This is a genomic window from Micromonospora sp. NPDC005553, assembly GCF_042871765.1.
GTDB lineage: Bacteria > Actinomycetota > Actinomycetes > Mycobacteriales > Micromonosporaceae > Micromonospora.
In genome coordinates this window covers 35,001-60,184 of the sequence record NZ_JBIAJD010000009.1, presented here as the reverse complement: position 1 = coordinate 60,184, position 25,184 = coordinate 35,001, and the positions used below count along the sequence as shown (strand labels likewise).

The following is a 25,184-nucleotide window of genomic DNA, read 5'->3' as shown; positions in this document are numbered from 1 at the left end:
CGGTGTCACCGCTGCCCGGATGCTGCGCCGCCTGCGAGCCCGCCCCACGAGGTCGGATCCGGTCTTGAGCGGTAGTAGTCGTCCCGGGAGTGGAACTCCACCGGCAACGAGCCGGGCAGCGTGATCCGGGTGTCGCCGGCGAGCAGACCAGGGCCGGCCCGCAGCAGCAGCACGTCGCGCTCCTGGGCCGAGAGGTCGACCAGTTGTGGACGGTTGAGCCGGAACATGGCAACCGCCCGGCGGACCTGCCGGGCCAGCGCCACGACCTCGGCTGTCGTTCCGCTGAAGGCCAGCGCCGGCTGCTGAATGGTGCGCAGCGCGTCGCAGACGATCAGCAGCTGGGCAGGGACGTCCGGCGCGCTCGTCGGCAGCTCCAACCGGGACGGCCACTGCCAGCGGATCTGACCGCTCATCAGGCCGTTCAGTCGAGCCGGTGGCCGGGCCCGGTGCGTGCCGTCGGCGACCAGCGACAGGTGCGAGCCACTGCCCACCCAGCAGATCCGCTGGTCGGTGACGGTCACCGCGACCGGCTCGGGCAGCTGCCAGCGGCGTCGCACCTCGCTCGGCCCGAGCAGGTAGCCCGCGACCAGCAGTCGGTGTCGCCCGAGCAACCGCTCGCCGGGCATGGGTCGCAGGTTGTAGCGGCGGTCCAGGGTCGGGCCCACGTCGTCGTCGGTGGCGTCGAACCGGTGAGGACCGATGAAGAAGGGGGACGCGTCGGCGTGCATCGTCACGACCTTCCGGTCAGCTGGCTGTGTAAGAAAGCCTTCCGGACCGGAGCGCCCCTGTCATGACGCCTGTTAGGGGGTCGGCCGGTCGTGCGCCGCCTGTGACCGGTAGATGCCGATCTCCTCCGGGCGGACGAGACCGTCCTCGATCGCACGGGCGAGTAGTGCCGCCTTTGTGGCGGCGGGTCGCCCCGCCCGGGTGTACTTGATCCGTGCCCGGTCGACGTACTGCTTCACTGTGTGCTCGCTGATCTGCATCCGCCGGGCCACCGACGCCTTTGACATCGACTGGAACCAGAGCAGCAGCGCCTCACGCTCCTTGTCGGACAACATCGGCCGGTCCGGCCGTGGGTCGCCGACCATCGCACCGGCCAGCGCCGGCGGCACGTACGGACGGTCGCTCGCGGCGGCCAGCACCGTCTCCACGCAGTGTTCCCGGCCCTCGTGCTTGGCCAGGAACGCCACCGCTCCGGCGTCCAGCGCGGCGAGCATCGTCTGCGGGTCGGTGTGCTCGGAATAGACCACCACCCGCCGGCCGGCGGCGCTCAGCTCGGCCAACTTGTCCAACGCCATCCGCCCGTGCAGTCGCAGGTCGAGCAGTATGACGTCGGCGTTTGGCGCCGCCCGCAGCACCGCGTCCGGGTCGTCGCCGGTGGCGAGCACCGTCAGGCGAGGCTCGGTGGCGAGCCAGGCGCGGACCCCCTCGACCACCACCGGATGGTCGTCGACGATCGCCACCCCGACCGGCCGGTCGCCGGTCACCGCCGCCACCGGGTCTGCGCCCATCTGATGTTTCCGTCCCGTTCGTAGAGGTACTCCACCGGCCCGTCGTCGTGCTCCCCGGGGGGCGGGCCGGTCGACTCCGGCCCCTCCCGGTCCGGTGTGACCAGGCTGACCACCACCTCGTCCGAGCCGGAGACCACTGTCAGACGCGCCCATTCCCGGGCGTCGGCGAGGGTGCCGGTGAGCGGGTCGGCCAGCCGGCGGCGGACCTCCACCGGCAGCGGCGGCGGGGTGCCGATGGTGACCAGGTCGATCGGAAGGCCGTTGCGTTCCGCAAGGTCGGCGGCGGCTCGCAACTCGTGCAACAGCGGGTCGGGCACATCGTCGGACTCGGCGATCAGCCGGCGCAGTCGGGCGGCGGCCAGCATGCACCGGCGCTGCACCTCCGGGTCGTCCGGGTCGGCCTGGCCGGCGGCCAGGTCACCGAGGACCCGCCCGGCCGCCGAGCTGACCAGGGCGAGCCGGTCCCGGCGTTCCCGAAGGCCCCGCTCGGCGGCGTCCCGCTCCGCGGCCATCGCGTGACCGGCGGCCGACACTGCGGCCCGTTCCCGAGCCAGGCCGACGATGACGGTGCTGCCCACGAAGACCGCCACCGGCAGCGAGAACGTGCCGTAGACGTACATCACGTAGCGGGCCACGTCGGCCGGATCGGGGCCGTGCCCGAGCACCGCGACCAGGGCGATCAACGCGTGGGTGCTGAGGAGCGCGATCAGCCCCGCGACGCGCCGGCCCCACACCGCCAGCACGAAGAACCAGCCGAGCGTGCCCCACACCCAGTTGGCGGCGGTGAACAACTGCCGCTCACCGGCCGCGGCGAAGACGGCCGCGTCGACGACAAGCAGCAGCCCGGCCAGCGGCCACGGCGGCAGTGGCGAACCTCGCAGCAGCCGTACCCCGGCGATCGCGCCGGTCACGGCGACCAGTACCCAGGCGCCGAGCACCACCGCTGGCGCGGCGAACTCCGCACGGGCGGACAGCACCGCCGGCAGCGCGATCGCGACGTGCCAGGCCAACGCGATGGCGACGGCGGCGATCCGGGCACCCCGGTCGGACGCGTGCGCCACGGCGGCCGGGGCGGCGAGCGCCGCGGGGGACTCCGGTTCCCGAGGCGTCGGAACGCTGATCCAGTTCGGTGTCTCCGGCGCGTCGGTGGGGTGCGCCGGGGCGTTCAGGTCAGCCGACACCGGGCCACTCCAGCCGAATCCGGGTGCCCACGCCGACGGCCGAGTGCACGTCGGCCCGGCCACCGACAGTCGTCATCCGGCCACAGATGGACTCGCGCAACCCGTACCGGTGCGGTGGGACGGTGGCAAGGTCGAAGCCGGGGCCGTCGTCGGCGACCTCGACCACGACGCCGATGGCGTCGCGGGTCAGCCGCAGCGTGGCCCCGGCGCCCGGCGCGTGGCGGACCACGTTGGACAGCGCCGCGTAGGCGCTCTCGCTGATCGCGTCGGCCACGCCGACCGGGACGGCGCAGGACGCCAGGTCCAGCCGTACCGCAAGCTCGGGTAGCCGGCCGGCCACCAACCGCAACCGCCCGTCGAGCGGCACCGGGCCGTCGCCGGCCACCGGGCCGACGTCGGTGAGTGCGACGAGGGTACGCAGGTCGGCCGCGGAGCGGTCCCGGAAGATTGTCGAAGGCCCGGCCACCGCGCCCAGCCCCACCATGGTCAGCGTCCCGAGCACCGTGTCGTGCAGGTCGCGGTTCTGCTGGCGTTCGGCCTCGCGGGCGGCGCGTGCGACCAACGCCTCCCGGGTCAGCCGCTGGTGTTCGACAAAGGCGCGGTCGGCCCGACCGATGCGTCGGCGCATGACCGCCGTCATCATCGCCGTGCAGGCGGTCTGCGCCAGCAGCGTGGCCGCGTGCGCCCGGGCTTCAATGGGGTTGCCGGCGGCCTGCGCCCCGGTCACGTAGGTGGCTATCACGAGTAGCCCGGCCGGGATCGACCAACGTGCCGAGGTCGTGGCCTGTGTGTTGATCACCGTGGTGCTGGCCAGCACGGCGATCCAGCTGCCCTCGCCGGGCAGTACCTCGGGCGCCACCAGCACCGGGATGAGCAGGCAGGTCAGCGCGGTGACCGCCACGTCACCGCCGACGAGGCCGGGGCCGATGCCGTGGCGCAACGCGCGGTGTGCGTACCAGAGGGACCAGCCGGTCAGCACTCCCACGGCGGGCAGCAGCACCGCCTGCTGCACCGGCGGGGTCTGCACCGACACGGCGACCGCCGCGCCGAACAGCCCGCAGCTCAGCCGCAGCAGCGCTGGCAACGTGGTGAAGATGAGGCCCAGGGCTCCGCCGGCCGGATTGTCCAGCGTGGGCGGCGGCACGGTTGGGGTGGCAACGGCCGGCATCGGGAAGTGTCCTTCCGACAACGACCCGGTCCGGGTCCACGCGGCGTAGATCGACATCGGACAATAGCATGGCGGACCGTGACGGGGTCATCCCTTGTGTGCGGAGTGTCGCTAATGTGTCACTGTGTGCAGCGGGCTGAAGGAGGCCCCAGCGCGGCGGGCGGGCGTGATCCACTCGCGTTCACGAAAGTCGGGGTGTCCGGAGCCGGCTGACCACCCGACATCATGAAAACCGAGTCGATCACCGGGTGCGATGGAGCGACCACCCGACCGGAACCGGGGGCGCCCGTCGTCCGTCTCATCCCTGGATGGAAAGGTGGTGAGCCGGATGCGCTCGTCCCGTACGGCACTCGCGGTGGCACTGCTCGGCATGACGTTGGGCGGCTGCGGTGGCACGGAGGTTGGGCCGGGTCGGGCCGACGAGCCCGCTCCGGCTCAGATCGTCGACGGGTGGACCTCCTGCGCCACGGAGGCGCCCAGGGCCGGCGAGATGACCACGGAGGCGTCGCCACCGGCCGTGGACGAGCCGACGATCGGTCGCATCGACCCCACGTTCACACCGGTCGCGGCGGTGGTCTGCGGGCGGGAGATTCGGCCGGGGCCCAACGGCGGCCAGGAGCAGGTCGCCACCGAGCGACGCGCCGAGGAGATCACACGGCTGCTCACCGCGCTGCGCCTTCCCGACGAACAGGCCGACGGGGAGGTCGCCTGCACCCTCGACATGGTCATTCCGCCGTGGCTCGCACTGGTGGACGAGCGGGGGCGTTGGCTTCGGCCCCACATCCCGACGGACTCCTGCGACAAGCCGCGCCCCGAGGTGATCGCCGCTCTGGCCGGGCCGCAGTGGACCACTGTGGACACGCGTACCATCCGGCAGGTCGAATCCGCGGCGGCCGAGGCCGCCGGGTGCGCCCAGCAGTGGACGGACCTGGTGTGGGTGGAGACCCGCAACGGCCGCCCCGGGCCGCCTCCGCCGGCCCGCTCGACCGCCGGGCCGCTGCGCCTCTGCGTCTACGAGGTGCCCGCGTCGCTTCAGGAGGGCGAGAAACCGCCGGGTGATTTCGTGTACGGCGGCCCGCTGCCGGCCGAGCGTCAGGCGGGCGTGCTCCGGGGGCTGTCCAACCGCCGGGCGGTGGTCGACTGTGCCACCCCGGCGAGCCGCTTCGCGGTGCTGCGCCCGCTCGAAGGGGCGGGCCCCGACCGATATGTGGAACTCGACGGTTGCCAACGGTTCCTGGTCGCGCCAGCGACGGGCGGTGCGCAACTTGGCCAGGGCGACGCCGCTCTGGCCGCCTTGCTGGGGCCCGTCTAGAAAGTCGGGGGTACGCGCTACCGTCCCGGTCATGGCAGCTCGGATTTCCCTCACCCTCGACTCCACGGACGCACAGGTGCTCGCCGCCTTCTGGAAGGAGGCCCTGGGCTACATCGACGAGCCACCACCGCCGCCCTTCGCCACCCGCGCGGAGTGGCACGCGCAGTTCGACCTGCCAGAGGACGACCTTCCCGAGCACGGGGCGTGGCTGTGCGACCCCGACGGTGTCGGCCCCTACCTCTCCATCCTCACTGTGCCCGAGCCCAAGACGGCGAAGAACCGGCTCCACATCGACATCCGGGTGCCCGGCCACGGCAACTCCGACGAGCAGTGGGCGCGGATCCGGGCTGAGGCCGAGCGGCTGGCGCGCGCCGGCGGACGGGTCCTGGCGGAGTTCGACCAGCAACACGTGGTGATGGCCGACCCGGAGGGCAACGAATTTTGCGTGGCCGCGTCCTCAGCCTGAGCACTGTGTCACCAGGTCTCCAGGCGGTCGAGGTCGCGGGCCGGCCGGTACCCGCCGAGGATCGCCAAGCCCTCCGCCTCGGTGTAGCCGTTCCCCCAACCCTTGCGGAACGCCTCGACGACGCAGGGCTTGACGGTCATCTCCAGGACGTCACTGCCTTGCCGGCGAGCCCGGTACGGGCCGGCGACGAGATCCCCGCGCCGGGCGTCGCGGGTCGGGGCGGGTTGCGCCCGAACGGTCAGCCAACGGCCGGACGCGTCACCGACCACCAGAGCGCCCTCCACGAAGAAGTCCCGCGCCGACCGGCCGAGCGTGACCGAGCACTCCAGCAGCCGTCCCTCGGGCGGCAGCGACTCCAGGCGGAACGGCACGACGCACCGGTGGGCGCCGTCGAACCGCATCCGGCTCGCCGTACCCGTCGCGTCGTCAAGGGTGGTCGCGTAGGTTTCCACCTGGGCCCAGAGCCCGTCGGCGGGTTGCCAGCGGACGAACCACAGCTTTCGGTCGCCGGACGGATCGAACCAGGCGACCCCCGAGCGGTCGCCGACCCGTATCTCGGTCCGTCCCTGCGGTCGCCCCTGCGAGGACAACGTCTGCGGGAGCCCGTCGAGCAACGCCTCGGTGCGCCCCAACACGAAACGGGCCTGACCGCTCGGGCCCCGGAACTCGACGCTCTCGATGCCGCGCCCGGTGCGCCACGAGGCGAAGTCGGCACCGTTCACCAGGGTGTCGGTAGTGAAGTGCACTGTCGCGGGATCGGCGCCGACCTCCTCGGGGCGTAGGGTCCCATCGCTCTGCGCCTTCGGCAGCATCAGTGCCGCAGCCGGCATGACCGGGTCATCGGTGCTCCGAACGCCCGGGATCGCCAGCACCACCGAGGTGAGAGCGACACACGCCGCTGCCACGCCGCCGGTGATCAGCCCCCGCCGCCGCAGTCGCAACCGCCGGCCCCGATGCCGGGCCTGTTGCACTATCGGCGTCGGGTCGATGTCGCCTCCCGCCCGATGCCTGAGCGTGGTGGCAAGCTGCTCGTCGAGGTCACTGAACATCAGAGCTCTCCTGCCCATGCGTGGGTTGCCGCACCCTGTCGTCGACGCAGCGCCGCCAGGGCCCGCTTGGCGTGTGTGCGTACCGTCCCGGTCGAACAGGCGAGGATCTCGGCGATCGACGTGTCGTCCAGATCCTCGTAGTAGCGCAGCACGATCACGGTTCGCTGACGCGCCGGCAGATCACAGACCAACCGCCACAGCGCGTCGCGCTCGGCCACGCCGGCGGCCTCGTCCACCCCGTCGGCCCGATCGAGCACCGCGGCAACCGAGATCTCCCGGCTGCTGAGCCGACGCCACCACGAGTTGTGGGTGTTGACGAGCATGCGCCGGACGTACGCGTCCGGCTGGTCCGTCCGCGAGATGCGCCCCCACCGGGCGTAGGCCCGGGCGAGGACCTCCTGAACCAGGTCCTCGGCTCGGTGCTCGTCACCGGTCAGCAGCCGGGCGAGCCGCACCAGCGCCGAAGTGCGAGCGAACGCGTACTCCTCGAACGTCACGCCCTATTAACGCCGTAGGCCGACCGACCCGTAGACACCCGCCGGGCACTTTGTGCGCAGCTTGCCGACCAACCTCGGGACGCGCCTGCCTGTGGAGGCGTCGGCGGGGCTACCTCCGTCTCTGTCGGGAAAAAATCTATGAGCGAAGCGCTAGACATCCGTGCCAGCGCCGGCTAATGTTCCTGGGGTCGAGAGAGCAAACAAAGACGCTGACGTTGCCGCCCCGCACGAGGGCGAAGGAGTGGAGCCCAGGAAGCTCGTAGGGCCTGCTCAGCTCGGCGACGGGCAGTTGCCGTCGCTAGGTAGTACGTGGAAGGCGTGTGACAGCGGGTGGGGCCGACGCTTGTTCAGGGCTTCACCCGAGGTGAGAAAGGTTCGTCGCACGTGTCAGGGCCATGAAGTCGCGTGGGGCTCGGACACCGACGGACAGCACGGAGTACGACAGAGGAAATCAGAGGCAAGGGAGGGCATTACACCGTTGGATCGCCCGCTGCCAGTCGCTTTCGTGGGCTGGGCGCGGACACCGCAGTTTCCATCGAACGAGAGGTGGTCTTCGGTCACGCTTATGCGATCCTCGCACCCGAAGTCGTCAGTGACGGCTGGTGCGGACAAGACAAGCCGACGTTCTGTCGGTAGATGGTGTTCCTGACCCACAACCCTTGGGCCCCGGTGCTTCCGAGCACCGGGGCCCTCGTGATGGAGGTTCCATGGCTCAACCCGACGACATGTTCGACGATGAGGACTACCCCGCCTACACGATGGGCCGTGCCGCCGAGATCCTCGGCTGCTCGCAGGACTTCCTACGCCGACTCGGCGAAGCGAAACTGATCGACCCGCAGCGCTCCAGTGGCGGGCACCGCCGCTACTCCCGCTACCAACTGCGCCTTGCCGCGAGAGCCCGGGAGATGTGCGACCAGGGCACCGACATGGCCTCGGCCTGCCGGATCATCATCCTTGAGGACCAACTCGAAGAGGCCCTTCAGCGCAATGAGCGCCACCAGCAGGGCTGAGCTGGTTGCGGCGCTGATGGCGGCGGTCACAGCCGCGTGGATCATGCTGGTCTCGGCTGCGTGAGAGCGTGCCGCCGCATCCACTACGGCCAAGCACGGCGCGGAAGCGCCCGGCCCGACGAAGCATCGAGCCGGGCGCATCAGGCTGAGCTATGCCACGAAGCGTGAACGGCGTCGGCGCCCGATCAGGTAGCCCGCGCCGCCGAGGAGCAGGAGCACACTGCCAATGCCGGCCACGGTCGCGGTGTCGGCACCGGTAACGGGCAGCCCACCGCCCTCGCCACCCTCGCCGCCGGGGGCACCCGGGCTGGCGGAGGCAGTAGGAGTCGGTGCAGCGGTCGTCGAGGCGCTGGGCGTAGCGCTCGGTGTGGGTTGAGACGTCGGCGTCGGGGTGGGCTGAGACGCGCAGTCGAGCTCACGGGCGGCGTACAGGCCGTCGTTCAGGTAAGCCAGATAGGCATCGACTGCCGCCTCGCGGAGCACCGTCTGCGCGGCCGCCTCCACGTTGGGGCCAGCATCCGTCAGCGTGCGAACCACAGTGATCCGCAAAGCCGTTGACCAGGCTGCCTGCACATTCGTCTTGAGGAACGCGCGGAGCTCTTCCTCAGTGCCCTTCAGTGCCTCCTGAATGGCACCCGGCAGAATGGGCAACGAGTCGGCGTTCGCCGCGGACAGGATCTGGGCGGCCAACACCCGTATCTCCTGCTCGGGAGCGGTGTCCAGGTCGATGGTGAAAAGCTCGCGGATGTCCTTGTACGTCTTGCGCTCGACCGTCTGGCAGGCCTCGTTCAGCCCGGGCGATTCGATCTGAGCCATCGCCGGTGCCGCCGGAATCAAAAAGGCCAGCGCCAATAGGGCGCCGGCCGGGAACTTCCATCGCATGTGGTCTTCCTCCCCGTTGCAAGCAAAAACACGGAGATACTACCGTCAGTGCGCGAAAGGGCAAGATGGATAGACGTCCCCGCCTGCGTCGCGGCCGCCTTCAGATCGTTGCGCCCAGTACGAGGTTCCCGCTCGTCCGGTGCCTCGCCCCGAACCGTGCTGAGAGGCCGCCGCGGTGATCGTCTCGACCGGGCACGGCAAGCCGCTGACCTGCTGTGGTGAAGTGCGCCCGGCAGGATTCGAACCTGCGGCCTTGGGATTAGAAGTCCCCTGCTCTATCCGCTGAGCTACGGGCGCGTGTGGCGTGGATGTCGCGCCCAGAGGGTACCGCCGTCCCACTGCCCGACGGCGAAAAGGGTGCCCGCGTCCACGTTGCCGAGCAGAGTCTCACGTCCGCCGGGGAGCGGGCATCCGGGTTACCGCGGGACGGCCTCGCCGTGGACCGTACCGTTGGCTGGTGTTGCTGGATTCCGACGCCGAGAGCGACGTCGCCTACGAGCTGTGCCAGGTCGTCGGTCGCGCCATCCTGCCGTACCGGTCATCGGGCGACGTCGGTACCGCGTTCTTCTTCCAGGGTGGCGACGACCCGGTGGGAGAGTCGCTGCTGACGGCGGCCGACCTGGTGGGCGGTTCGGGTGGTGAGTTGACCCTGCGGGCCAGCGTCACCGAGCCGGCGGGAGTGGCCCCGGCCGTCATTTCCGAGGCCGAGATCGTGCCCGGTTGGGCCCGCTTCGCGGGCGATGGGGTCGCCGTGTTGCCGACCGCTGGCCTGCACCGGTATGCCGGCGACGGCGGCTGGCGGTGGCGCGTGCAGCCGGTGCCGGCGGGGATCGCCGCCGGGCCCGAGGTGGTCGCCCGCCTCGGCGCCGACACCAGTTCCGCTTTCGTGCTGGCCCACGGGGTACGCGAAGACGGGTCGCGGCCGCTGGAGGTCGCGATCGAGCGGGTGGTCCGCGACGGGGATGCCGTGCTGATCACCACCGAGCTGCCCCCGGGGTACGTCGGCGCGCCGGTCTTCATCGTGCAGGCCGAAGCCACCGGTGAGGTTTCCCCGTACTGCCTGGGCCTGGTCCTGCCCGGTGTCGGCGCGCACCCGGTCGCGACCTTCGACCGGATCAGCGCCATCCTTCCGGCGACGCCCGGCGACGTCTGAACCGCGCCCGGCCTGGTCAGCCGCCGGCCGTCGTCGCCTTCGCCGCGTCGGCCGGCTGTACGTCGGCCGGCGCTGTGTCAGTGCGGTCGGCATCGGTGGGCGCGGCAGCAGCTGGGACCGCGTCCGTTCGCGCGGCGTCGGGTGGGGTGGCATTGGTCCGGGCGGCGTCGGGTGGGGTGGCATTGGTCCGGGCGGCGTCGGGTGGGGCGGCATTGGTCGGCGCGGCGTCGGCTGGGGCGGTGGGGCCGGCGGCGAGGAACGCCTCGGCCCAGCGGCCCACCTCGTCGAAGACCTTCGTCCGCACGGCCGGGCCGGAGAGCGTGAGGTCGTGCAACCCGCCGTCGAAGCGCGCCAGTGTGACGTGGCGACCGAGGCGGGGCGCATAGCGGACCATGTGCTCGACGTCCAGTACGGCGTCGGCCAGGGTCGCGTTGTCGTGCCACTTGGTGCCCCGGAATGACCGGGTCGAGCAGGCCAGCAGGACCGGCACCTGGATGTCCAGCCCGGCGCGCAGCCGGCGTTGCCCGGTGCGGATCGCGTTCAGCCAACCGGCCCGGACCGGGAACCCGGCCAGCGGCTTCCACGCCAGGTCGTAGGTCCACTCGCCGCGGTGGTCGGAGTGGATGCTCTCGCCGTACACAGTGCCCAGCCCGAACGGCAGGATGCGGTGCGGTGCCCTGCGGCCCAGCCGGGACACGGCGGCCGCGAGGGGTCGACGGACCGCCCAGGGGGCGTTCAGGTCGAAGAAGGGGCTGTTGAGCACCAGGCCGTCGATGGTGCCGGTGTCGCGGCGGGCGTCCGCCCAGAGCGAGATGATCAGGCCACCGGTGGAGTGGCCCATCGCCAGCAGGGTGTCGTGCCCGTCGTCCTTGCGGATGATCTCGGCGGCGGCGTCCAGCTCGGGGAAGTAGTCGCTGATGTCGCGGCAGAAGTTCGGGGTCTGGGCCGGGAGCAGACTCCGGCCGTATTTACGCAGGTCGAGCGCGTAGAAATCCCAGCCTCGCTCGGCGAAGAAGTCAGCCAGGTGAGTCTGGAAGAAGTAGTCGACGAAGCCGTGCACGTAGAGCACGGCCCGCCCGGTGGGGCGCTCGGCCCGCCGCCGGACCAGCGTCGCGACAACGGGGCCTTCGTCGTCGGTGCCCAGGTCGATCGTCTGCCGCTCGTACGGCGGCCCCAACACGTCCGGTTCCACGAACGCGACGCTACGCCGCCAACTTACCCAGCGGTAGCCCACGCCCGCCCGATGCTCGCCCCCGCGATCTTGCACTTTGTGTCCCGGCGTAAGGGGTGATTGCCGCCATTCGGCGTTCGAAAGTGCAAGATCGCGGGGGTGTGGCGTGGGTCAGGCGGTTTCCGCGTCGGCGCGGAGGGCCGGGTCGACGGGCTCGTCGGCGTCGATCTGCGGCTGCGGGACATCGCGCAGGTGCTTGTTGTGCCGGGGCTCCTGGCGGGTCTTGGCGTCGTTGAGCTTGCGGCGCAGGTCGTCCCGGACGTCATTGAGGGCGGCGTGCAGGTCCTCCTCGGTGGAGGTGGTGACGATCTTCTGGCGGCCGGCGATCCAGCACTCCAGGGTGACCTTCTGACCGCGCGCCTCCCGGTCCTTCACCGACACCTCCAGCTCGGTGGCGTCGGCGTGGAAGCTGGCGAGCCGGGCGTCGAGGGTGCCGAACTGCTCGGCGATCCAGTTGCGGTCGCCCTGCGAGAACCCGGCGCCCACCCGCAGGCACTCAGCCACGGTGGCCGGGTTCGCCACGGCGCTCATCGCTGCGCCTCGGAAGCGTTCGCGGAGCCGATGGTAGTGATCATCATGGCGCTGACCTCTCGTCGACGTGGAGCTGTCGGTGGTGCGTTGATCAAGTCCTTACCCAGTTCGGGCGGCCTGGGAAACCGTGGACGGCGGGTCGGGTGGGTCGGGCGTACCACAGCAGGCCTTGATCAGGGCGTTGTCCACAGGTGGGTTCGTCATCCACAGGCCGGGGACGGGTGCTCACGAAGGGCGCCTTCAGTGTCGATGCTCGTGTCGAGTCGACTCGCGCTGGCAGGCCCCGATCCCCCTGGAGGGACGATGTTCGACACTTACGTGACAATCGTCGGCAATGTGCTGACTACGCCCGAGTGGCGGCGTACGACCCAGAGCAACACCCTGGTGGCCAACTTCAAGGTCGCGTCCACCGCCCGGCGACTCGACCGGGACAGCGGCCGGTGGGTTGACGGCAATTCGCTCCGCGTCCGCGTCAACTGCTGGCGCAAGCTCGCCGAGGGGGTGGCGGCCTCCGTCATGGTCGGCGATCCGGTGGTGGTCTGCGGGCGGCTCTACACCCGCGACTGGACCGACGACGGCGGTAACCACCGCACGCTCTACGAGTTGGAGGCGGTGGCCGTCGGCCATGACCTCTCCCGGGGGCGCGCCCGTTTCCTGCGCAACCGGCCGAGCATGGCGACCAGCACGGTGGAGGACGCGGAGGCCGAGAGCCGGGTGCACGGCGAGCCCACCGAGCCGGTGCCGGCCGGGCAGGCGCCAGTGCTGCCCGACGGCAGTGCGTTGGACGACGACTTCGAGCTGCCCGACTACGCGGAGCTGCGAACCAGCCCGTTCGGCAACGTCCCGGCGGACGACGACAGCCCTCCGAGCGGCGGCGTCTTCGGTGACGGCGGAGCACTTGCGAGCGGCGGACAGGGCGGGCCGGCCGACGCTGCGCCGGCACTCGACGACGAGCTGGCCCCGTCGCCCGAGGTGGACGACGACAACGCCGACGGTGACCTGGACGACGAGTTGGGGTCGGTGCCCGACGAGGGGCAGCCGGAGCCGGCGCAGCCCGGTCGAGGGCGGCGTGGTCGGGGCCGGATTCCGCAACCAGCCTGACCGATCGGCTCGGCCGTCGCGGTTGAGCGGCACGACGGGGGCGGGGTGGCGGCGCGACCAGCGTCGTCACCCCGCGTGACAGGACGTCGGCGGGTTTGTCGACCTGTCACTCACGGGTTCTCGTTGCCGGTGCGGCACCGTGGGTTGGGCTGGTTCACGGAATGCTCGTCTAGGCTGGCCGGCCGGAGGTGGTGCGGGTGCGACGGACAGCGCCGATGGCGAACGCGGTGGGGATGCTGGCCGGGTACGCGCTGGACAGGGTGCTCGGTGACCCCCGCCGGTGGCACCCGGTGGCCGGCTTCGGGCAGGCAGCGGGCGCGCTGGAGCGCCACCTCTACCGCCCGGACCGAACGGCGGGTACGGCATTCACCGCGCTGGCCGTGGGCGGGCCGGTGTTGCTCGGGGCGGTCGCCGCGGCGGCTACCCGCCACCGGCCGGTGACCCGGGCGGTGCTGGTGGCGGCCGGCACCTGGACCGTGTTGGGCGGCCGCACGCTACGGCACGAGGCGACCGTCATGGGTCGTACGCTGCGTGACGGTGACCTGCCCGCTGCCCGGCGACGTCTCGGTCACCTCTGCGGGCGGGACCCGTCGACGCTGGGCGAGTCGGAGCTGGCCCGTGCCACAGTCGAGTCGGTAGCGGAGAACACCTCCGACGCGGTGGTCGCTCCGCTGCTCTGGGGTGCGGTCGCTGGTCTGCCCGGGCTGCTGGGCTACCGCGCGGCGAACACCCTCGATGCGATGGTCGGGCACCGGTCGACGCGCTACGCGCGGTTCGGCACGCCGGCCGCTCGGCTGGACGACGCGCTCAACCTCCTGCCGTCCCGGCTGACCGGGCTGCTCACCATCGCCGTCGCGCCGGTCGCGCACGGCGACCGGCAGCACGCCTGGCAGGTGTGGCGGCGGGACCGCAACGACCACCCGAGCCCCAACGCCGGTCAGTGCGAGGCGGCGATGGCGGGCGCGCTCGGGGTCCGCCTCGGTGGTCGAAACGTCTATTTCGGGCGCTCCGAGGTGCGGCCGTTCCTCGGCGACGGTCCCCGCCCCGAGGCGCGGCACCTGAAGCGGGCCGCCCGGATCTCCGGCGCGGTGGGGCTGGCCGCCGTCGGGTTGGCCGCCGCGTACCCGGTGACGCTCGGCCGGCTGGTTGGTGCGCTGAGCAGGCGTGCACTGACCGGTGCCGTGGGCCGGCGAGGGTCGGCGGAGATGGCCGGAGGGCGCGGGTGGGGCGGCGTGGCCGGGGCCCTGCGGTCGGCCGGTGCCGGTGAGCACGGGCTGCGGGCCGTCGGTATGGGCAGGGTCGTCGGGGTGCGCCGGGGGAGTGGGAGGTGAGCGGCGGGCTGCTGGTGGCCGGCACGACGTCCGACGCCGGCAAGAGCGTGCTCACCGCCGGCATCTGCCGTTGGCTGCACCGGCAGGGCGTGAAGGTGGCGCCGTACAAGGCGCAGAACATGTCGAACAACTCGGCGGTGGTCGTCGGGGCGGACGGGCGTGGCGGCGAGATCGGGCGCGCCCAGGCCATGCAGGCCGCGGCGTGCGGGCTCGCACCCGACCTGCGGTTCAACCCGGTGCTGCTCAAGCCGGGCAGCGACCTGGCCAGTCAGGTGGTGCTGCTGGGCGAGGCGGTCGACACGATCACCGCGGGCACCTTCCGGCAGTTGCGTCCCCGGCTCGCCGAGACCGCGTACGCCGCGCTGGCCGAGCTGCGCGAGACGTACGACGTGGTGATCTGCGAGGGCGCCGGCAGCCCTGCGGAGATCAACCTGCGGGCCGGTGACTACGTCAACATGGGGTTGGCCCGGCACGCCAACCTGCCCACCATCGTCGTCGGCGACATCGACCGGGGCGGTGTCTTCGCCTCGATGTTCGGCACCGTGGCCCTGCTCGACCCGGCCGACCAGGCGCTGATCGCCGGATTCGTGATCAACAAGTTCCGGGGCGACCTCGGGCTGCTCCAGCCGGGTCTGGATATGTTGCGTCAGGTCACCGGCCGTCCCACGTACGGGGTGCTGCCCTGGTCACTGGACCTGTGGCTCGACGCGGAGGACTCACTCGCCTACGGTCGGGTGCTCGGTCGACCCGCCGCCCCGCACGGCAGCGAATGGCTGGACGTGGCCGTCGTCCGCCTACCCCGGATCAGCAACGCCACCGACGTGGAGGCGCTCGCCACCGAGCCGGGCGTCCGGGTGCGCCTCACCATCGAACCGGCCGAACTGGCCGCCGCCGATCTGGTCGTCCTACCGGGTTCCAAGTCCACCGTCGCCGACCTCGGGTGGCTGCGCGAGACCGGTCTCGCCGACGCGGTGGCCACCCATGTGGCAGCCGGCAAGCCCCTGCTCGGCCTCTGCGGTGGCTTCCAGATGCTCGGCCGTGCCATTCACGATCCGGTGGAGAGCCGGCAGGGCAGCGTGCCGGGGCTCGGCCTGCTGCCCATCGACATCACCTTCGACCCGCGCAAGACCGTCCGGCAGTCGGTGGGCACCGGCCCCGGTGGCCTTCCGGTGCGGGGCTACGAGATCCACCATGGGTACGTCTCACAGGCCGACCCGAGCCTGACCCCGTTGCTGACCAGCGACGAGGGCGTCGCAGAGGGCGCCGTGCTCGGCGTGGTGCACGGCACGCACTGGCACGGGGCGTTCGAGTCCGACGAGTTCCGCCGGTGGTTCCTCACCGAGGCCGCTCGTCTGGCCGGTCGCAGCGGGTTCCGGGTCGCACCGGCCACCAGCTTCGCCGCCGCCCGGGAACAGTCACTCGAGCTGCTCGGCGACCTGGTCGAGGAACACCTGGACACCGATGCCCTCTGGCGTCTCATCGAAGCCGGCCCACCCGCCGACCTGCCCTTCATCCCACCCGGCCCTCCACCGGTCAAACCCACGTCCGAGAACTAGCTGTATCGCCCAGCCCGTTGCCTTCGCCCACCGCGAATGCGCCGGCCTGGTCGATCATGGAGTTGTGGTGCCCGTTGCACCCCGACTGGCCACTTACGTCCCCCACCACAACTCCATGATCGACCGGTCAGGGTCAGGGTCAGGGTCAGGGGCTGGGGCAGAGGTGGGTCGGGGTTTGGGGCAGAGGGTTCGGTTCGGGGTTAAGGGCGGATGTCGGCGGGACGGTCGGTGGTGGGCAGGCCGGCGGCGAGCCAGGCGTCCACGCCGCCGATCATGTCGGTGGCCCGGCGCAGCCCGAGGGTCTGCAGGCTGGCGGCGGCCAGGCTGGAGCTGTAACCCTGTCGGCACACCAGGATGATCTCCCGGTCGTACCCGGTGGCTTCCGGGATCCGCCAGGCGCTGGCCGGATCGAGGCGCCACTCCAGTACGGTCCGGTCGACGACGACCGCGCCCGGCAGGTCGCCCTGTTCGCGGCGCTGCAGTTCGGTACGGGTGTCGACCAGCAACGCGCCGCCGCGGACCGCCTCGACGGTCTGCTGCGGAGTCAGTCGGTGCAGCCCGGCACGGGCCTGTTCGAGTAGGGCGTCTATACCGGGGCTCATCACGTCTCGGAGCACCACCCGATCATGCCGATTCGGTGGCACCCCGGGCGGCGAACGGGCCGCCCGTCACCCGTCGCCGCCCCAATTCCCCCGGACGTGACGGTGGCCGGCCGGGGCGGTCAGCCGGACGTGTCAGGGTGACCCACCACGCCGCCCCACCGGGCATGATCGACTCGGCTTCAATGAAGTCGCGGTGTCCGGCCGACAGGGATACCGCGACTTCAAGGAAGCCGAGTCGATCACCGTGGTCAGCGGCCGTCGCGGCATACTTCGGGTCATGGGCCACGCGAGGTCGGGCCAGGCCAAGTCGCGTCTCGCCAGGTCGCGCCTGGCCACGCCGCGCTGCACTCGGAGGCTGTGCTGAACCCGGAGACTGGCCTGCCGACCGTGGCGGTTGTCGAGGCGTACGCCGAACTGGCTCGTCGGGTGCTCGCGGGCCCGGCGCGGTTGGGGCGGACCCGGCTGGTCGCGGTCGACGGGCCGAGTGGCGCGGGTAAGAGCCGGTTCGCCGCGCAGCTCGCGGATGCCCTGGCGGGGCCGCTCGGCGGCCGACCGCCGGTGGTGCACACCGACGACCTGCTCGACGGGTGGGACGACCAGGTCACCTTCTGGCCCCGGCTCGACGAGGGGGTGCTCGCCCCGCTGCGTGTCGGTGAGCCGGGTGCCTACCGGCGGTACAGCTGGGTCCGGCGGTGTTTCCTGCCCCGGCCGGTTCCGGTTCCGGTGGCTCCGGTGCTGGTGGTCGAGGGGGTCAGCGCCGCTCGGGCGGTCGTCCGGCCGGAGCTGACGCTGGCCGTGTTCGTCACCGCGCCCGCGTCGCTGCGGCTGGCTCGCGCGGTGGTCCGGGACGGGCCGGAGATCCTGCCCGAGCTGCGCCGCTGGCATGACGGCGAGCGGGCGCACTTCGCCGTCGATGAGACCGCGACCCACGCCGACCTGGTGGTGGACGGCGCGCCGACACTGCCGTACGACGCGGACCGGTACTACGTGCGGCTGCGATGAGCGGGGCATGGACGTGGGCCACGGTCTGCGGCACGATGCGGAGAGCTACGGCGAACGGGGAGCCACCATGACGGCAGCGGACGCGCCAGCGCGGCGTCGGATCACCCTCACCGGCATCAGCTCGCGGGCCTGGGAGCACCCGGCCGACCGGGGTGCCCTGGTCGCGCTGCGGGAGCTGCGCGGTTTCGACGACGTGGTGCGGGCGTTCTTCGGGATGTGGAACGAGCGGGGTTTCCGGCTGTCCGTGCTGGCCTCCGGCATCCGGGTCGACCACCGGCAGTATCCGGCGGTGTGGCAGCGCTACACCGAGGCCGCGGCGGCGCTCGACGTGGCCGAACTGCCCGAGCTTTACGTGACCCAGTCGCCCTGGTTGGGCGCCGAGGCGGTCGGGCTGGAGCGGCCGTTCATCGTGCTGAACTCCGCCTGCGTGCAGCAGTTCGACGAGGACGAACTGCGCTGCCTGCTCGGCCACGAGTTGGGCCACGTGGGCAGCGGGCACGCGGTCTACAAGACCATGCTCATGATCCTCACCCGGTGGGCGGCCAACCTGAGCTGGTTGCCGGTCGGCGCGATCGCGCTGCGCGCCATCATCGCGGCGATGCTGGAGTGGTGGCGCAAGGCGGAGCTCTCCGCCGACCGGGCCGGCCTGCTCGCCGGGCAGGACCCGGCCGCCGCGCTGCGGCTTCTGATGAAGCTCGCCGGCGGCGGTGACCTGTCCCAGGTCGACACCACGGCCTTCCTGGAGCAGGCCGCCGAGTACGCCGGTGGCGGCGACCTGCGCGACAGCCTGCACAAGATCCGGATGACCGCGTGGAGCACCCACCCGGTGCCGGTGGCGCGGGCGGCGTCGCTGCGCCAGTGGATCGACTCCGGGGCGTACGGGCGGGTGCTGGCGGGGGACTATCCGCGCCGCGAGGACGACAGCTCGACAAGCGTGTCGGAGGAGATCAAGGCGGCTGCCGAGTCGTACCGGGAGGAGTTCAGCCGGTCGACCGACCCACTGGTCGGGTTGCTGCGCCGGCTCGGCGACGGCGCGAGCGACGTCGGCGAGTGGGTGGGCGGCACCGCCGGTCGGGCGCGTTCCTGGATGGATGCCGCCACCGAGGCGGCGGGCCGCGCACACCGCGCCGGGCGGGCCGCCCCGGGCGCGCGGGCCGGCGCCGGCCCCGCGGACAGCGGTGACGGTACGGGCTCCGCCGGCACACCCCGGTAAGGCCGGCATACGATGCCGGTCATGACCTCACCGATCATGACCGAGTCCGAGGTACGGGCCGCCGTCGAGCGGGAGATGCCCGGCGTCCGGGCGGACCTGGAACGACTCGTCCGCATCCCCGGCATCGCCTTCGAGGGCTTCGACCACTCACACGTGGAACGCTCCGCCGAGGCGGTCGCCGAGCTGCTGCGCGGCTGTGGCCTGGACGTCGACATCGTGCGATCCGGCGGCCAGCCGGCGGTGATCGGCCGTCGGGCCGCCCCGCCCGGCGCGCCCACCGTGCTGCTCTACGCCCACCACGACGTCCAGCCGGTCGGCGACCGGTCGCTGTGGGAGTCCGACCCGTTCGAGCCTGTGGAACGGGACGGCCGGCTCTACGCCCGGGGCGCGGCCGACGACAAGGCCGGCATCATGGCGCACGTGGCGGCGCTGCGCGCGTACGGTGACGCGCTGCCGGTCGGCGTGGTCCTCTTCATCGAGGGCGAGGAGGAGTACGGCTCCGACTCGCTGGAGCAACTGCTGGCCGAGCACCGCGACGCGATCACCTCGGACGTCATCGTGATCGCCGACTCCGGTAACTGGGACATCGGCGTGCCGGCGTTGACCACCTCGCTGCGGGGCATCGTCAACTGCTTCGTCGAGGTACGCACGCTGGACCACGCGGTGCACAGCGGCATGTTCGGCGGCGCCGTGCCGGACGCGCTCACCGCGCTGGTCCGGCTGTTGGCGACGCTGCACGACGACGCCGGTGACGTGGCGGTGGACGGCCTGGTCGGCCGGGAGGGCGCCACCGTCGACTACCCGGAGGACCGGGTCCGGGCCGAGGCCGGGCTCGCCGAGGGCGTGCAGTTCATCGGCACCGGCCGGATCACCGACCGACTCTGGACCAAGCCGGCGCTGGCCATTCTCGGTGTCGACGCGCCGTCCACCGGCGAGGCGCCGAACGCTCTGGTCCCGGCCGCGAAGGCGAAGCTCAGCATCCGCCTGGCCCCGGGCGACGACCCCAAGCGGGCGTACGCGGCGGTGCGCGCGCACCTGGAGCAGCACGCGCCGTGGGGTGCACAGGTGACCGTCACCTTCGAACACGACGGTGACCCGTGCGTGATCGACGCGTCCGGGCCGATGTTCGACGCCGCCCGTTCGGCCTTCCGGACCGCCTGGGACGGCACCGACCCGGTGGACATCGGCGTTGGCGGCTCGATTCCGTTCATCGCCACCTTCCAGGAGATGTTCCCGAAGGCGGCGATCCTGGTGACCGGCGTGGAGGACCCACACGCCCGCGCGCACGGCCCGAACGAGAGTCTGCACCTGGGTGAGTTCGCCCGGGTCTGCCTGGCCGAGGCACTGCTCCTGCGCAACGTGGCGGCGGTGAGCAGTTAGGCATCAGAACGGCAACTTTGGGCCTGATCTGGGAGTTTACGGCGTGTCGGATGGTCAGCTGTTATAGCCTTTCGTACATGAGTACGAACGAGGTGATGGCCCGGTTGGGGGCCGCTGTCAGCGCGCTGGGAGATGTCGATGTCTCCGCGTGGTCCGAGGACACGCTCAACGAACAGCTCGGTGAGCTCTCCGCCGCACTGGTCGCCCTCGACTCGGTGCTCTCCCGGGTCGCCGGCGAGGTCCGCGCCCGGGGGTTGCGCATCGAGGAACCCGTCTCCGCCTAGGCCCTGATCCGTCGTCCAGTGAGTGGGCGGCACCCTGCCGACACCGCCCGGGCACGGCAATGCCCGGGCGGTGTCGGAGGTGACTGGCAGGATGAGCTGCGTGCGGTTCCTCGATCTGGCAGCCACTTCCGCCGCCGTCGGCGCCACCAGCGGCCGGCGCGCCAAGGTGGAGCTGCTCGCTGACGCGCTGCGCCGGCTCGACCCCGGCGAGGTCGAGCCCGGCGCCGGCTATCTCGCCGGTGAGCTACGCCAACGGCAGACCGGCGTCGGTTACGCGAGTCTGCGTGACCTGCCGCCGCCGGCCGCCGAGCCGACGTTGACTGTGGCCGGCGTGGACGCGGCCATCGCGCAGCTCGCCGCGGTGCACGGCTCGGGCTCACAGGCTCGGCGTCGGGCGCTGCTCGGCGCCCTCTACGCGGCGGCGACGGCAGACGAGCAGCGGCTGCTCACCGGCCTGTTCAGTGGCGAGCTACGGCAGGGCGCCCAGGCCGGCCTCCTCGCGGACGCGGTGGCGCGGGCCGCCGAGGTGCCGGTCGCGGTGGTCCGCCGGGCGCTGCTGCTCGCCGGTGATCTCCGGGCGGTGGCGGTGGCCGCGCTGGCCGGAGGGGCCGCCGAGTTGGCCGGCTTCGGTCTACAGGTCGGCCGCCCGCTGGCGCCGATGCTCGCGCAGAGCGCCCCCTCGGTCGACGAGGCGCTCGCCGCGACCGGCACGCCGGCGGTGGTCGACGTGAAGCTCGACGGCATCCGCATCCAGGTGCACCGCTCCGGCACCGACATTGCCGTGTTCACCCGCAGCCTCGACGAGATCACCACCCGGGTGCCCGAGGTGGTCGCGGCGGTCCGTGCCCTGCCGGGCCGGGAGTTGGTCCTCGATGGCGAGGCGATCGGCCTGGACGAGACCGGCCGCCCACTGCCGTTCCAGCAGACGTCGAGCCGGGCCGCCCGACGCACCACCCCCAGCACCACCGGGCGCACACCTGTCGCTCCGGCGGTGCTCGCGGCGGCTGCCAGCACGGGCGCCACGGTGCTCACCCCGTACTTCTTCGACCTGCTGCACCTCGATGGCCAGGATCTGATCGACAGTCCCGGCCGGGAGCGGTGGGCCGCCCTCGCCGGTTCGGTGGATTCGTCGCTGCTTGTCGGTCGGATGGAGGTTGACGGCCCGGAGCAGGCTGCCGCCGCGTTCGCCGCCGCGCTCGACGCCGGGCAGGAGGGCGTTGTGGTCAAGTCGCCGGACGCCCCCTACGACGCCGGCCGGCGCGGTGCCGCCTGGGTCAAGGTGAAACCGAGGCACACCCTCGACCTGGTGGTGCTCGCCGTCGAGTGGGGCAGCGGCCGGCGCAAGGGCTGGTTGTCCAACCTGCATCTGGGCGCGCGTGACGCGCGCACCGGTGACTTCGTGATGCTCGGCAAGACCTTCAAGGGGCTCACCGACGAGCTGCTGCGGTGGCAGACCGAACGGTTCCTCGACCTCGCCGTGGAACGCGGCGACTGGGTGGTCCGGGTCCGGCCCGAGCAGGTGGTGGAGATCGCCTTCGACGGGGTGCAGACGAGTTCGCGCTATCCCGGTGGAATGGCGCTGCGGTTCGCCCGGGTGGTCCGCTATCGCGACGACAAGTCCGCCGCCGAGGCGGACACGATCGACGCGGTCCGGGCCATCCACGCCGGCCGCGTCACCGGCTGACCGGGCGAGGTCAGGCGGAAGCGGTCGGCGTCGGCTCGGCGGCCCGGTCCAGCGGAGCCGGGGTGGTGCCGATTCCGGCGGCCCGGCGGGCCTCCCGACGGGCCACCCAGCCATAGCCGAACAGCGCCATCACCGCGAACAGCCACCACTGTACGACGTAGCCGAAGTTCTGCCAGTTGTTGGCGTGCCCGACCGGCACCGCCTTGAACACCGGATCGGCTGCCGGGGTCTGCTCGTCGAGCAGCACGTAAGCGCCGTAGACCGGGTAGGGAAGCTGGCCGGCCAGCCGCGACACCCCGATCCGCCGGATCTCCAGCAGCCCGTCGCGGCGGGCCACCGTGCCGGCGCCGCTCTCGGTCTCGTGCACCCGGCCGACCACGGTCACGTCGCCGATCGGCACGGAGGGCACCGACGGCTGGGCGGTCGCCCCACCGGGGGCCGGCGGGATCCAGCCCCGGTCCACCAGCACCGCCGTGCCGTCGGCGAGCACCAACGGGGTGAGCACCTCGAAACCGACCCGGCTGTCCACCGTGCGGCCACGGACCAGCACCGTGTTCGTGGGGTCGTACCGGCCGGTGACGGTGACCCGGGTCCAGACCTTGTCCTCGGCGGGCGCCGGACCGGCCGTCCCCGCGCCCCCGGCGGGAGCGCGCAGCGCGTCGGTGAGCGGCACCGGAGCCATTCGCTGGCCCGCGTCGATCCGCTCGTTGACCTCGGTGCGCCCTCGGTAGCGGTCGAGCTGCCAGTTGCCGAGGAACACCATGACGGCGGCCGCGACCAGGGTCAGCGCGAGAGCGCCCAGCCAGCGTGGGCTCAGCAGGAACCGGTACACGGCACCGAGGCTACTCGTATGACCGGCGCCACTGACCTGGACCGGGCCGGATGGGCCGGGACCGGCGACCGGGCGTCCGGCCAGGGCCGGGCCAGGGACCCCGGTTGGCGGTGCTCGCGCCTCCAGCCGGGCGGGTATCGTCACGCCGACGGATCGGCCTTGGTCGTCCCGTCGCGTACCCGCCGCCGCTCGCGAGGAGTCGATGATGACCGTCGTGCCGCGCCTGGTGCTCAGCGCGCCGTCCTCCGGGCACGGTAAGAACGCGCTGGCGATCGGGCTGCTAGCCGCCCTGGCCGAGCGAGGGGTCGACGTCGCCGGGTTCAAGCTCGGGCCGGACCACGTCGACGCCGCCTATCTCGGTCTCGCCTCCGGCCGGCCGGGTCGGGTGATCGACCCCCGACTGGTCGGCCTCGACCGGCTCGCCCCGCTGGTGGCGCACGGTGCCGCCGGTGCCGGGCTGGCCGTGGTGCAGGGCAGCATGGGCCTGTACGACTCGGTCGGTGGCCGTCCCGAGCAGGAGTCCACTGCCGCTGCGGCCGCCGCGTTGCGCAGCCCGGTGGTGCTCGTTGTCGACGTGGCCGCGATGGGCCAGTCGGTGGCGGCCCTGGTGCACGGTTTCCGCTCGTACGACGAGCAGCTGTGGCTCGGCGGGGTGATCCTCAACCGGGTGGCGTCGTCGCGGCACGAGGGGATGCTGCGCGAGGCGTTGGACGACGTGGGGGTGCCGGTCTACGGCGCGCTGCGTCGACAGGACCTGCCGGCGGTGCTGCCGTCGCGGCGACACGGCGTGGCCCCGGTGGTCGAGGGTTCGGCCGACGCCGTCCGTGCGGTCCGCCGGCTGGGCGAGGCCGTCGCCGCCACCGTCGACCTGGAACGGCTGCTCGGGCTGGCCCGCTCCGCCCCGCCGCTGCCGACGCCGGCCTGGTCTCCCGAGGAGGCCCTCGGCACGTTCACACCCCCGGCGAACCGCCCACTGGTGGCGGTGGCCGGTGGGCCGGGCGGCAGTTTCAGCCACCCGGAGACCACCGAGTTGCTCCGGGCCGCCGGCGCCGAGGTCGTCGTCGTCGACCCGCTGCGCGACGAGGCGCTGCCGGTCGGCACCCGCGCGCTGGTCGTCGGCGGCGCGCTGCCCGAGGCGTACGCCGAGCAGTTGTCGGCCAACCGGCGGCTCTGCATCGCGGTGGCGGAGTTGGCGCGGACCGGGCGTCCGGTGATCGCCGAGGGCGCCGGGCTGCTCTGGCTGGCCCGGGAGCTGGACGGGTTGCCGATGTGCGGTGTCCTGGACGCGGTGGGCGTCAGCCGCGACGGGGTGGTGGCCGGCTACCGGGAGGCGACCGCCCAGACCGACAGCGTCGTCGCCGCCACCGGCACGGTGCTGGTCGGGCACAAGGCACACCGCGCGGTGCTCACCCCCCGCGCCGGTCAGCGCCCGGCCTGGAGCTGGGACGGCGGCACGCCCGAGGGCTTCGTCTGGCGCAACGTGCACGCCTCGCAGCTCACGCTGCACTGGGCGAGCCATCCGGCGACGGCGGCCCGGTTGGTCGCCGCGGCGGCGGCCGATCCGACGAGCGAGGTGGTGCCCGCGCAGTCGGGCGAGGTGTCGGTGTGATCGGTCAGGTGGCGGTGCGCCGATTCCCGGCGCTGACCGTCTCCACCCCGCGTACCGAGGTGCGGCAGCTCACAGCGGCCGACGCGGCGGCGGCCGGGGAGATCTTCGCCGACAAGCTCACCCGGCGTTGGCTGCCGCTGCCCGGCGACTCCGGCCCGATCGACGGGCTGGCCTGGTGCACCGATCTGGCCCGGCAGCGGCGCGACAGCGGAGAGGGTGACCACTACGCGGTGCTCCGGCGGGAGGACGACCAGGTGGTGGGCTCGCTGTGGACCCGGCGCACCGACTGGGGCGCCCGCCTCACCGAGATCTCCTACGCGATGGCGGCGCACGCGCGGGGCTTCGGCTTCGCCGCCGAGGCGGTCGACGCGGTGGCCATCGCGCTGATCCTGGAGCACGGCTTCCAGCGGGTCGAGCTGCGGGTGGCTCCCGGCAACCTGGCCTCGCGCCGGGTCGCCGAGAAGGCCGGGTTCAGCTACGAGGGGCTGCTGCGCAACGCCGGGTTCGTCAGCGGCGGCCGGGTGGATCTGGAGCTGTGGTCGTTCGTCGCCGCCGACCTGCGCTGAGCCTGAGCCCCGCCGACCTGCGCTGAGCCT

Annotated in this window: 23 protein-coding genes, 1 tRNA gene and 2 pseudogenes; 14 read left to right on the top strand and 12 right to left on the bottom strand. The window is 72.3% G+C overall.

Annotated features, from left to right (window positions below; all coding sequences use genetic code 11):
• Positions 1-5: 5 nt before the first annotated feature.
• From ACFYPG_RS30030 to ACFYPG_RS30015, 4 genes are all read right to left on the bottom strand, one after another.
• On the bottom strand, positions 6-728 hold the full coding sequence (locus ACFYPG_RS30030) for a hypothetical protein (protein WP_355008940.1): 723 nt from the start codon (positions 726-728) through the stop codon (positions 6-8).
• A 72-nt stretch (positions 729-800) separates the two neighbouring features.
• Positions 801-1,514 carry a response regulator transcription factor gene (locus ACFYPG_RS30025; RefSeq protein WP_355008939.1) on the bottom strand — a complete coding sequence of 238 codons (714 nt, stop codon included), beginning with the start codon at positions 1,512-1,514 and terminating at the stop codon, positions 801-803.
• Positions 1,487-2,635 (bottom strand): hypothetical protein, encoded by a 1,149-nt coding sequence (locus tag ACFYPG_RS30020; protein WP_387354633.1) that lies wholly within the window; start codon positions 2,633-2,635, stop codon positions 1,487-1,489. Before ACFYPG_RS30020 ends, ACFYPG_RS30025 begins: the two co-directional genes overlap by 28 nt.
• A 49-nt stretch (positions 2,636-2,684) precedes the next feature.
• A complete protein-coding gene (locus ACFYPG_RS30015; RefSeq protein WP_387354632.1) occupies positions 2,685-3,863 on the bottom strand; it encodes a sensor histidine kinase in 1,179 nt (392 codons plus the stop codon).
• 328 nt (positions 3,864-4,191) lie between these two features.
• On the opposite strand from ACFYPG_RS30015, the gene ACFYPG_RS30010 reads away from it, so the two are divergent.
• Both ACFYPG_RS30010 and ACFYPG_RS30005 read left to right on the top strand, forming a co-directional pair.
• Complete coding sequence (locus tag ACFYPG_RS30010) at positions 4,192-5,175, top strand: hypothetical protein (protein ID WP_355008938.1); 984 nt, start codon at positions 4,192-4,194, stop codon at positions 5,173-5,175.
• A gap of 31 nt (positions 5,176-5,206) precedes the next feature.
• Positions 5,207-5,641 (top strand): VOC family protein, encoded by a 435-nt coding sequence (locus tag ACFYPG_RS30005; RefSeq protein ID WP_387354591.1) that lies wholly within the window; start codon positions 5,207-5,209, stop codon positions 5,639-5,641.
• A gap of 8 nt (positions 5,642-5,649) precedes the next feature.
• Here ACFYPG_RS30005 and ACFYPG_RS30000 read toward each other — a convergent pair whose 3' ends face one another.
• Together ACFYPG_RS30000 and ACFYPG_RS29995 are read right to left on the bottom strand one after the other, a co-directional pair.
• Positions 5,650-6,690: a hypothetical protein gene (locus ACFYPG_RS30000; protein WP_387354590.1), complete on the bottom strand. Its 1,041-nt coding sequence runs from the start codon at positions 6,688-6,690 to the stop codon at positions 5,650-5,652.
• Positions 6,690-7,187, bottom strand: coding sequence for a SigE family RNA polymerase sigma factor (locus ACFYPG_RS29995; RefSeq protein WP_387354589.1), 498 nt, complete (start codon positions 7,185-7,187; stop codon positions 6,690-6,692). Before ACFYPG_RS29995 ends, ACFYPG_RS30000 begins: the two co-directional genes overlap by 1 nt.
• Positions 7,188-7,894: 707 nt before the next feature.
• Here ACFYPG_RS29995 and ACFYPG_RS29990 point away from each other — a divergent pair.
• Positions 7,895-8,197, top strand: coding sequence for a MerR family transcriptional regulator (locus ACFYPG_RS29990; RefSeq protein WP_387354588.1), 303 nt, complete (start codon positions 7,895-7,897; stop codon positions 8,195-8,197).
• Between the two features lie 150 nt (positions 8,198-8,347).
• On the opposite strand, the gene ACFYPG_RS29985 is transcribed toward ACFYPG_RS29990, so the two are convergent.
• Both ACFYPG_RS29985 and ACFYPG_RS29980 read right to left on the bottom strand, forming a co-directional pair.
• Positions 8,348-9,079, bottom strand: a complete 732-nt coding sequence (locus tag ACFYPG_RS29985) for an LPXTG cell wall anchor domain-containing protein (protein ID WP_387354587.1) — start codon at positions 9,077-9,079, stop codon at positions 8,348-8,350.
• 224 nt (positions 9,080-9,303) lie between these two features.
• Positions 9,304-9,376: transfer RNA gene (locus ACFYPG_RS29980), tRNA-Arg, on the bottom strand.
• Between the two features lie 160 nt (positions 9,377-9,536).
• On the opposite strand from ACFYPG_RS29980, the gene ACFYPG_RS29975 reads away from it, so the two are divergent.
• Complete coding sequence (locus ACFYPG_RS29975; RefSeq protein WP_387354586.1) at positions 9,537-10,232, top strand: hypothetical protein; 696 nt, start codon at positions 9,537-9,539, stop codon at positions 10,230-10,232.
• Between the two features lie 184 nt (positions 10,233-10,416).
• On the opposite strand, the pseudogene ACFYPG_RS29970 reads toward ACFYPG_RS29975, so the two are convergent.
• Both ACFYPG_RS29970 and ACFYPG_RS29965 read right to left on the bottom strand, forming a co-directional pair.
• Positions 10,417-11,424, bottom strand: a pseudogene (locus ACFYPG_RS29970) (alpha/beta hydrolase); the annotation flags it as partial.
• Between the two features lie 150 nt (positions 11,425-11,574).
• On the bottom strand, positions 11,575-11,994 hold the full coding sequence (locus tag ACFYPG_RS29965) for an HPF/RaiA family ribosome-associated protein (protein ID WP_355008931.1): 420 nt from the start codon (positions 11,992-11,994) through the stop codon (positions 11,575-11,577).
• A 303-nt stretch (positions 11,995-12,297) separates the two neighbouring features.
• Here ACFYPG_RS29965 and ACFYPG_RS29960 point away from each other — a divergent pair, with 303 nt between their 5' ends.
• The 3 genes and pseudogenes from ACFYPG_RS29960 to ACFYPG_RS29950 all read left to right on the top strand — a co-directional run bounded on the left by ACFYPG_RS29960 (position 12,298) and on the right by ACFYPG_RS29950 (position 15,982).
• On the top strand, positions 12,298-13,095 hold the full coding sequence (locus ACFYPG_RS29960) for a single-stranded DNA-binding protein (protein ID WP_355008930.1): 798 nt from the start codon (positions 12,298-12,300) through the stop codon (positions 13,093-13,095).
• Positions 13,096-13,310: 215 nt separating this feature from the next.
• Positions 13,311-14,291, top strand: a pseudogene (locus ACFYPG_RS29955) (cobalamin biosynthesis protein); the annotation flags it as partial.
• 131 nt (positions 14,292-14,422) lie between these two features.
• Positions 14,423-15,982 carry a cobyric acid synthase gene (locus ACFYPG_RS29950; RefSeq protein WP_387354585.1) on the top strand — a complete coding sequence of 520 codons (1,560 nt, stop codon included), beginning with the start codon at positions 14,423-14,425 and terminating at the stop codon, positions 15,980-15,982.
• A gap of 200 nt (positions 15,983-16,182) precedes the next feature.
• On the opposite strand, the gene ACFYPG_RS29945 is transcribed toward ACFYPG_RS29950, so the two are convergent.
• Positions 16,183-16,584, bottom strand: a complete 402-nt coding sequence (locus tag ACFYPG_RS29945; protein WP_355009007.1) for a rhodanese-like domain-containing protein — start codon at positions 16,582-16,584, stop codon at positions 16,183-16,185.
• Between the two features lie 357 nt (positions 16,585-16,941).
• Between ACFYPG_RS29945 and ACFYPG_RS29940 the strand changes: the two genes are divergently transcribed.
• The 5 genes from ACFYPG_RS29940 (at position 16,942) to ACFYPG_RS29920 (ending at position 22,147) form a co-directional block, all read left to right on the top strand.
• Positions 16,942-17,586, top strand: coding sequence for a uridine kinase (locus tag ACFYPG_RS29940; protein WP_387354584.1), 645 nt, complete (start codon positions 16,942-16,944; stop codon positions 17,584-17,586).
• 67 nt (positions 17,587-17,653) lie between these two features.
• Complete coding sequence (locus ACFYPG_RS29935; protein ID WP_357202977.1) at positions 17,654-18,799, top strand: M48 family metallopeptidase; 1,146 nt, start codon at positions 17,654-17,656, stop codon at positions 18,797-18,799.
• 36 nt (positions 18,800-18,835) lie between these two features.
• Positions 18,836-20,179, top strand: a complete 1,344-nt coding sequence (locus ACFYPG_RS29930; protein ID WP_357228731.1) for a dipeptidase — start codon at positions 18,836-18,838, stop codon at positions 20,177-20,179.
• Between the two features lie 77 nt (positions 20,180-20,256).
• Positions 20,257-20,463: a hypothetical protein gene (locus ACFYPG_RS29925; RefSeq protein WP_030333429.1), complete on the top strand. Its 207-nt coding sequence runs from the start codon at positions 20,257-20,259 to the stop codon at positions 20,461-20,463.
• Positions 20,464-20,554: 91 nt separating this feature from the next.
• Positions 20,555-22,147, top strand: coding sequence for an ATP-dependent DNA ligase (locus ACFYPG_RS29920; RefSeq protein ID WP_387354583.1), 1,593 nt, complete (start codon positions 20,555-20,557; stop codon positions 22,145-22,147).
• A 10-nt stretch (positions 22,148-22,157) separates the two neighbouring features.
• Here ACFYPG_RS29920 and ACFYPG_RS29915 read toward each other — a convergent pair whose 3' ends face one another.
• Positions 22,158-22,979, bottom strand: a complete 822-nt coding sequence (locus ACFYPG_RS29915) for an SURF1 family protein (protein WP_387354582.1) — start codon at positions 22,977-22,979, stop codon at positions 22,158-22,160.
• Positions 22,980-23,184: 205 nt separating this feature from the next.
• Between ACFYPG_RS29915 and ACFYPG_RS29910 the strand changes: the two genes are divergently transcribed.
• Both ACFYPG_RS29910 and ACFYPG_RS29905 read left to right on the top strand, forming a co-directional pair.
• Positions 23,185-24,588, top strand: coding sequence for a cobyrinate a,c-diamide synthase (locus ACFYPG_RS29910; RefSeq protein WP_355008925.1), 1,404 nt, complete (start codon positions 23,185-23,187; stop codon positions 24,586-24,588).
• Positions 24,585-25,154, top strand: a complete 570-nt coding sequence (locus ACFYPG_RS29905) for a GNAT family protein (protein WP_355008924.1) — start codon at positions 24,585-24,587, stop codon at positions 25,152-25,154. Before ACFYPG_RS29910 ends, ACFYPG_RS29905 begins: the two co-directional genes overlap by 4 nt.
• The last annotated feature ends 30 nt before the right edge of the window (positions 25,155-25,184 follow it).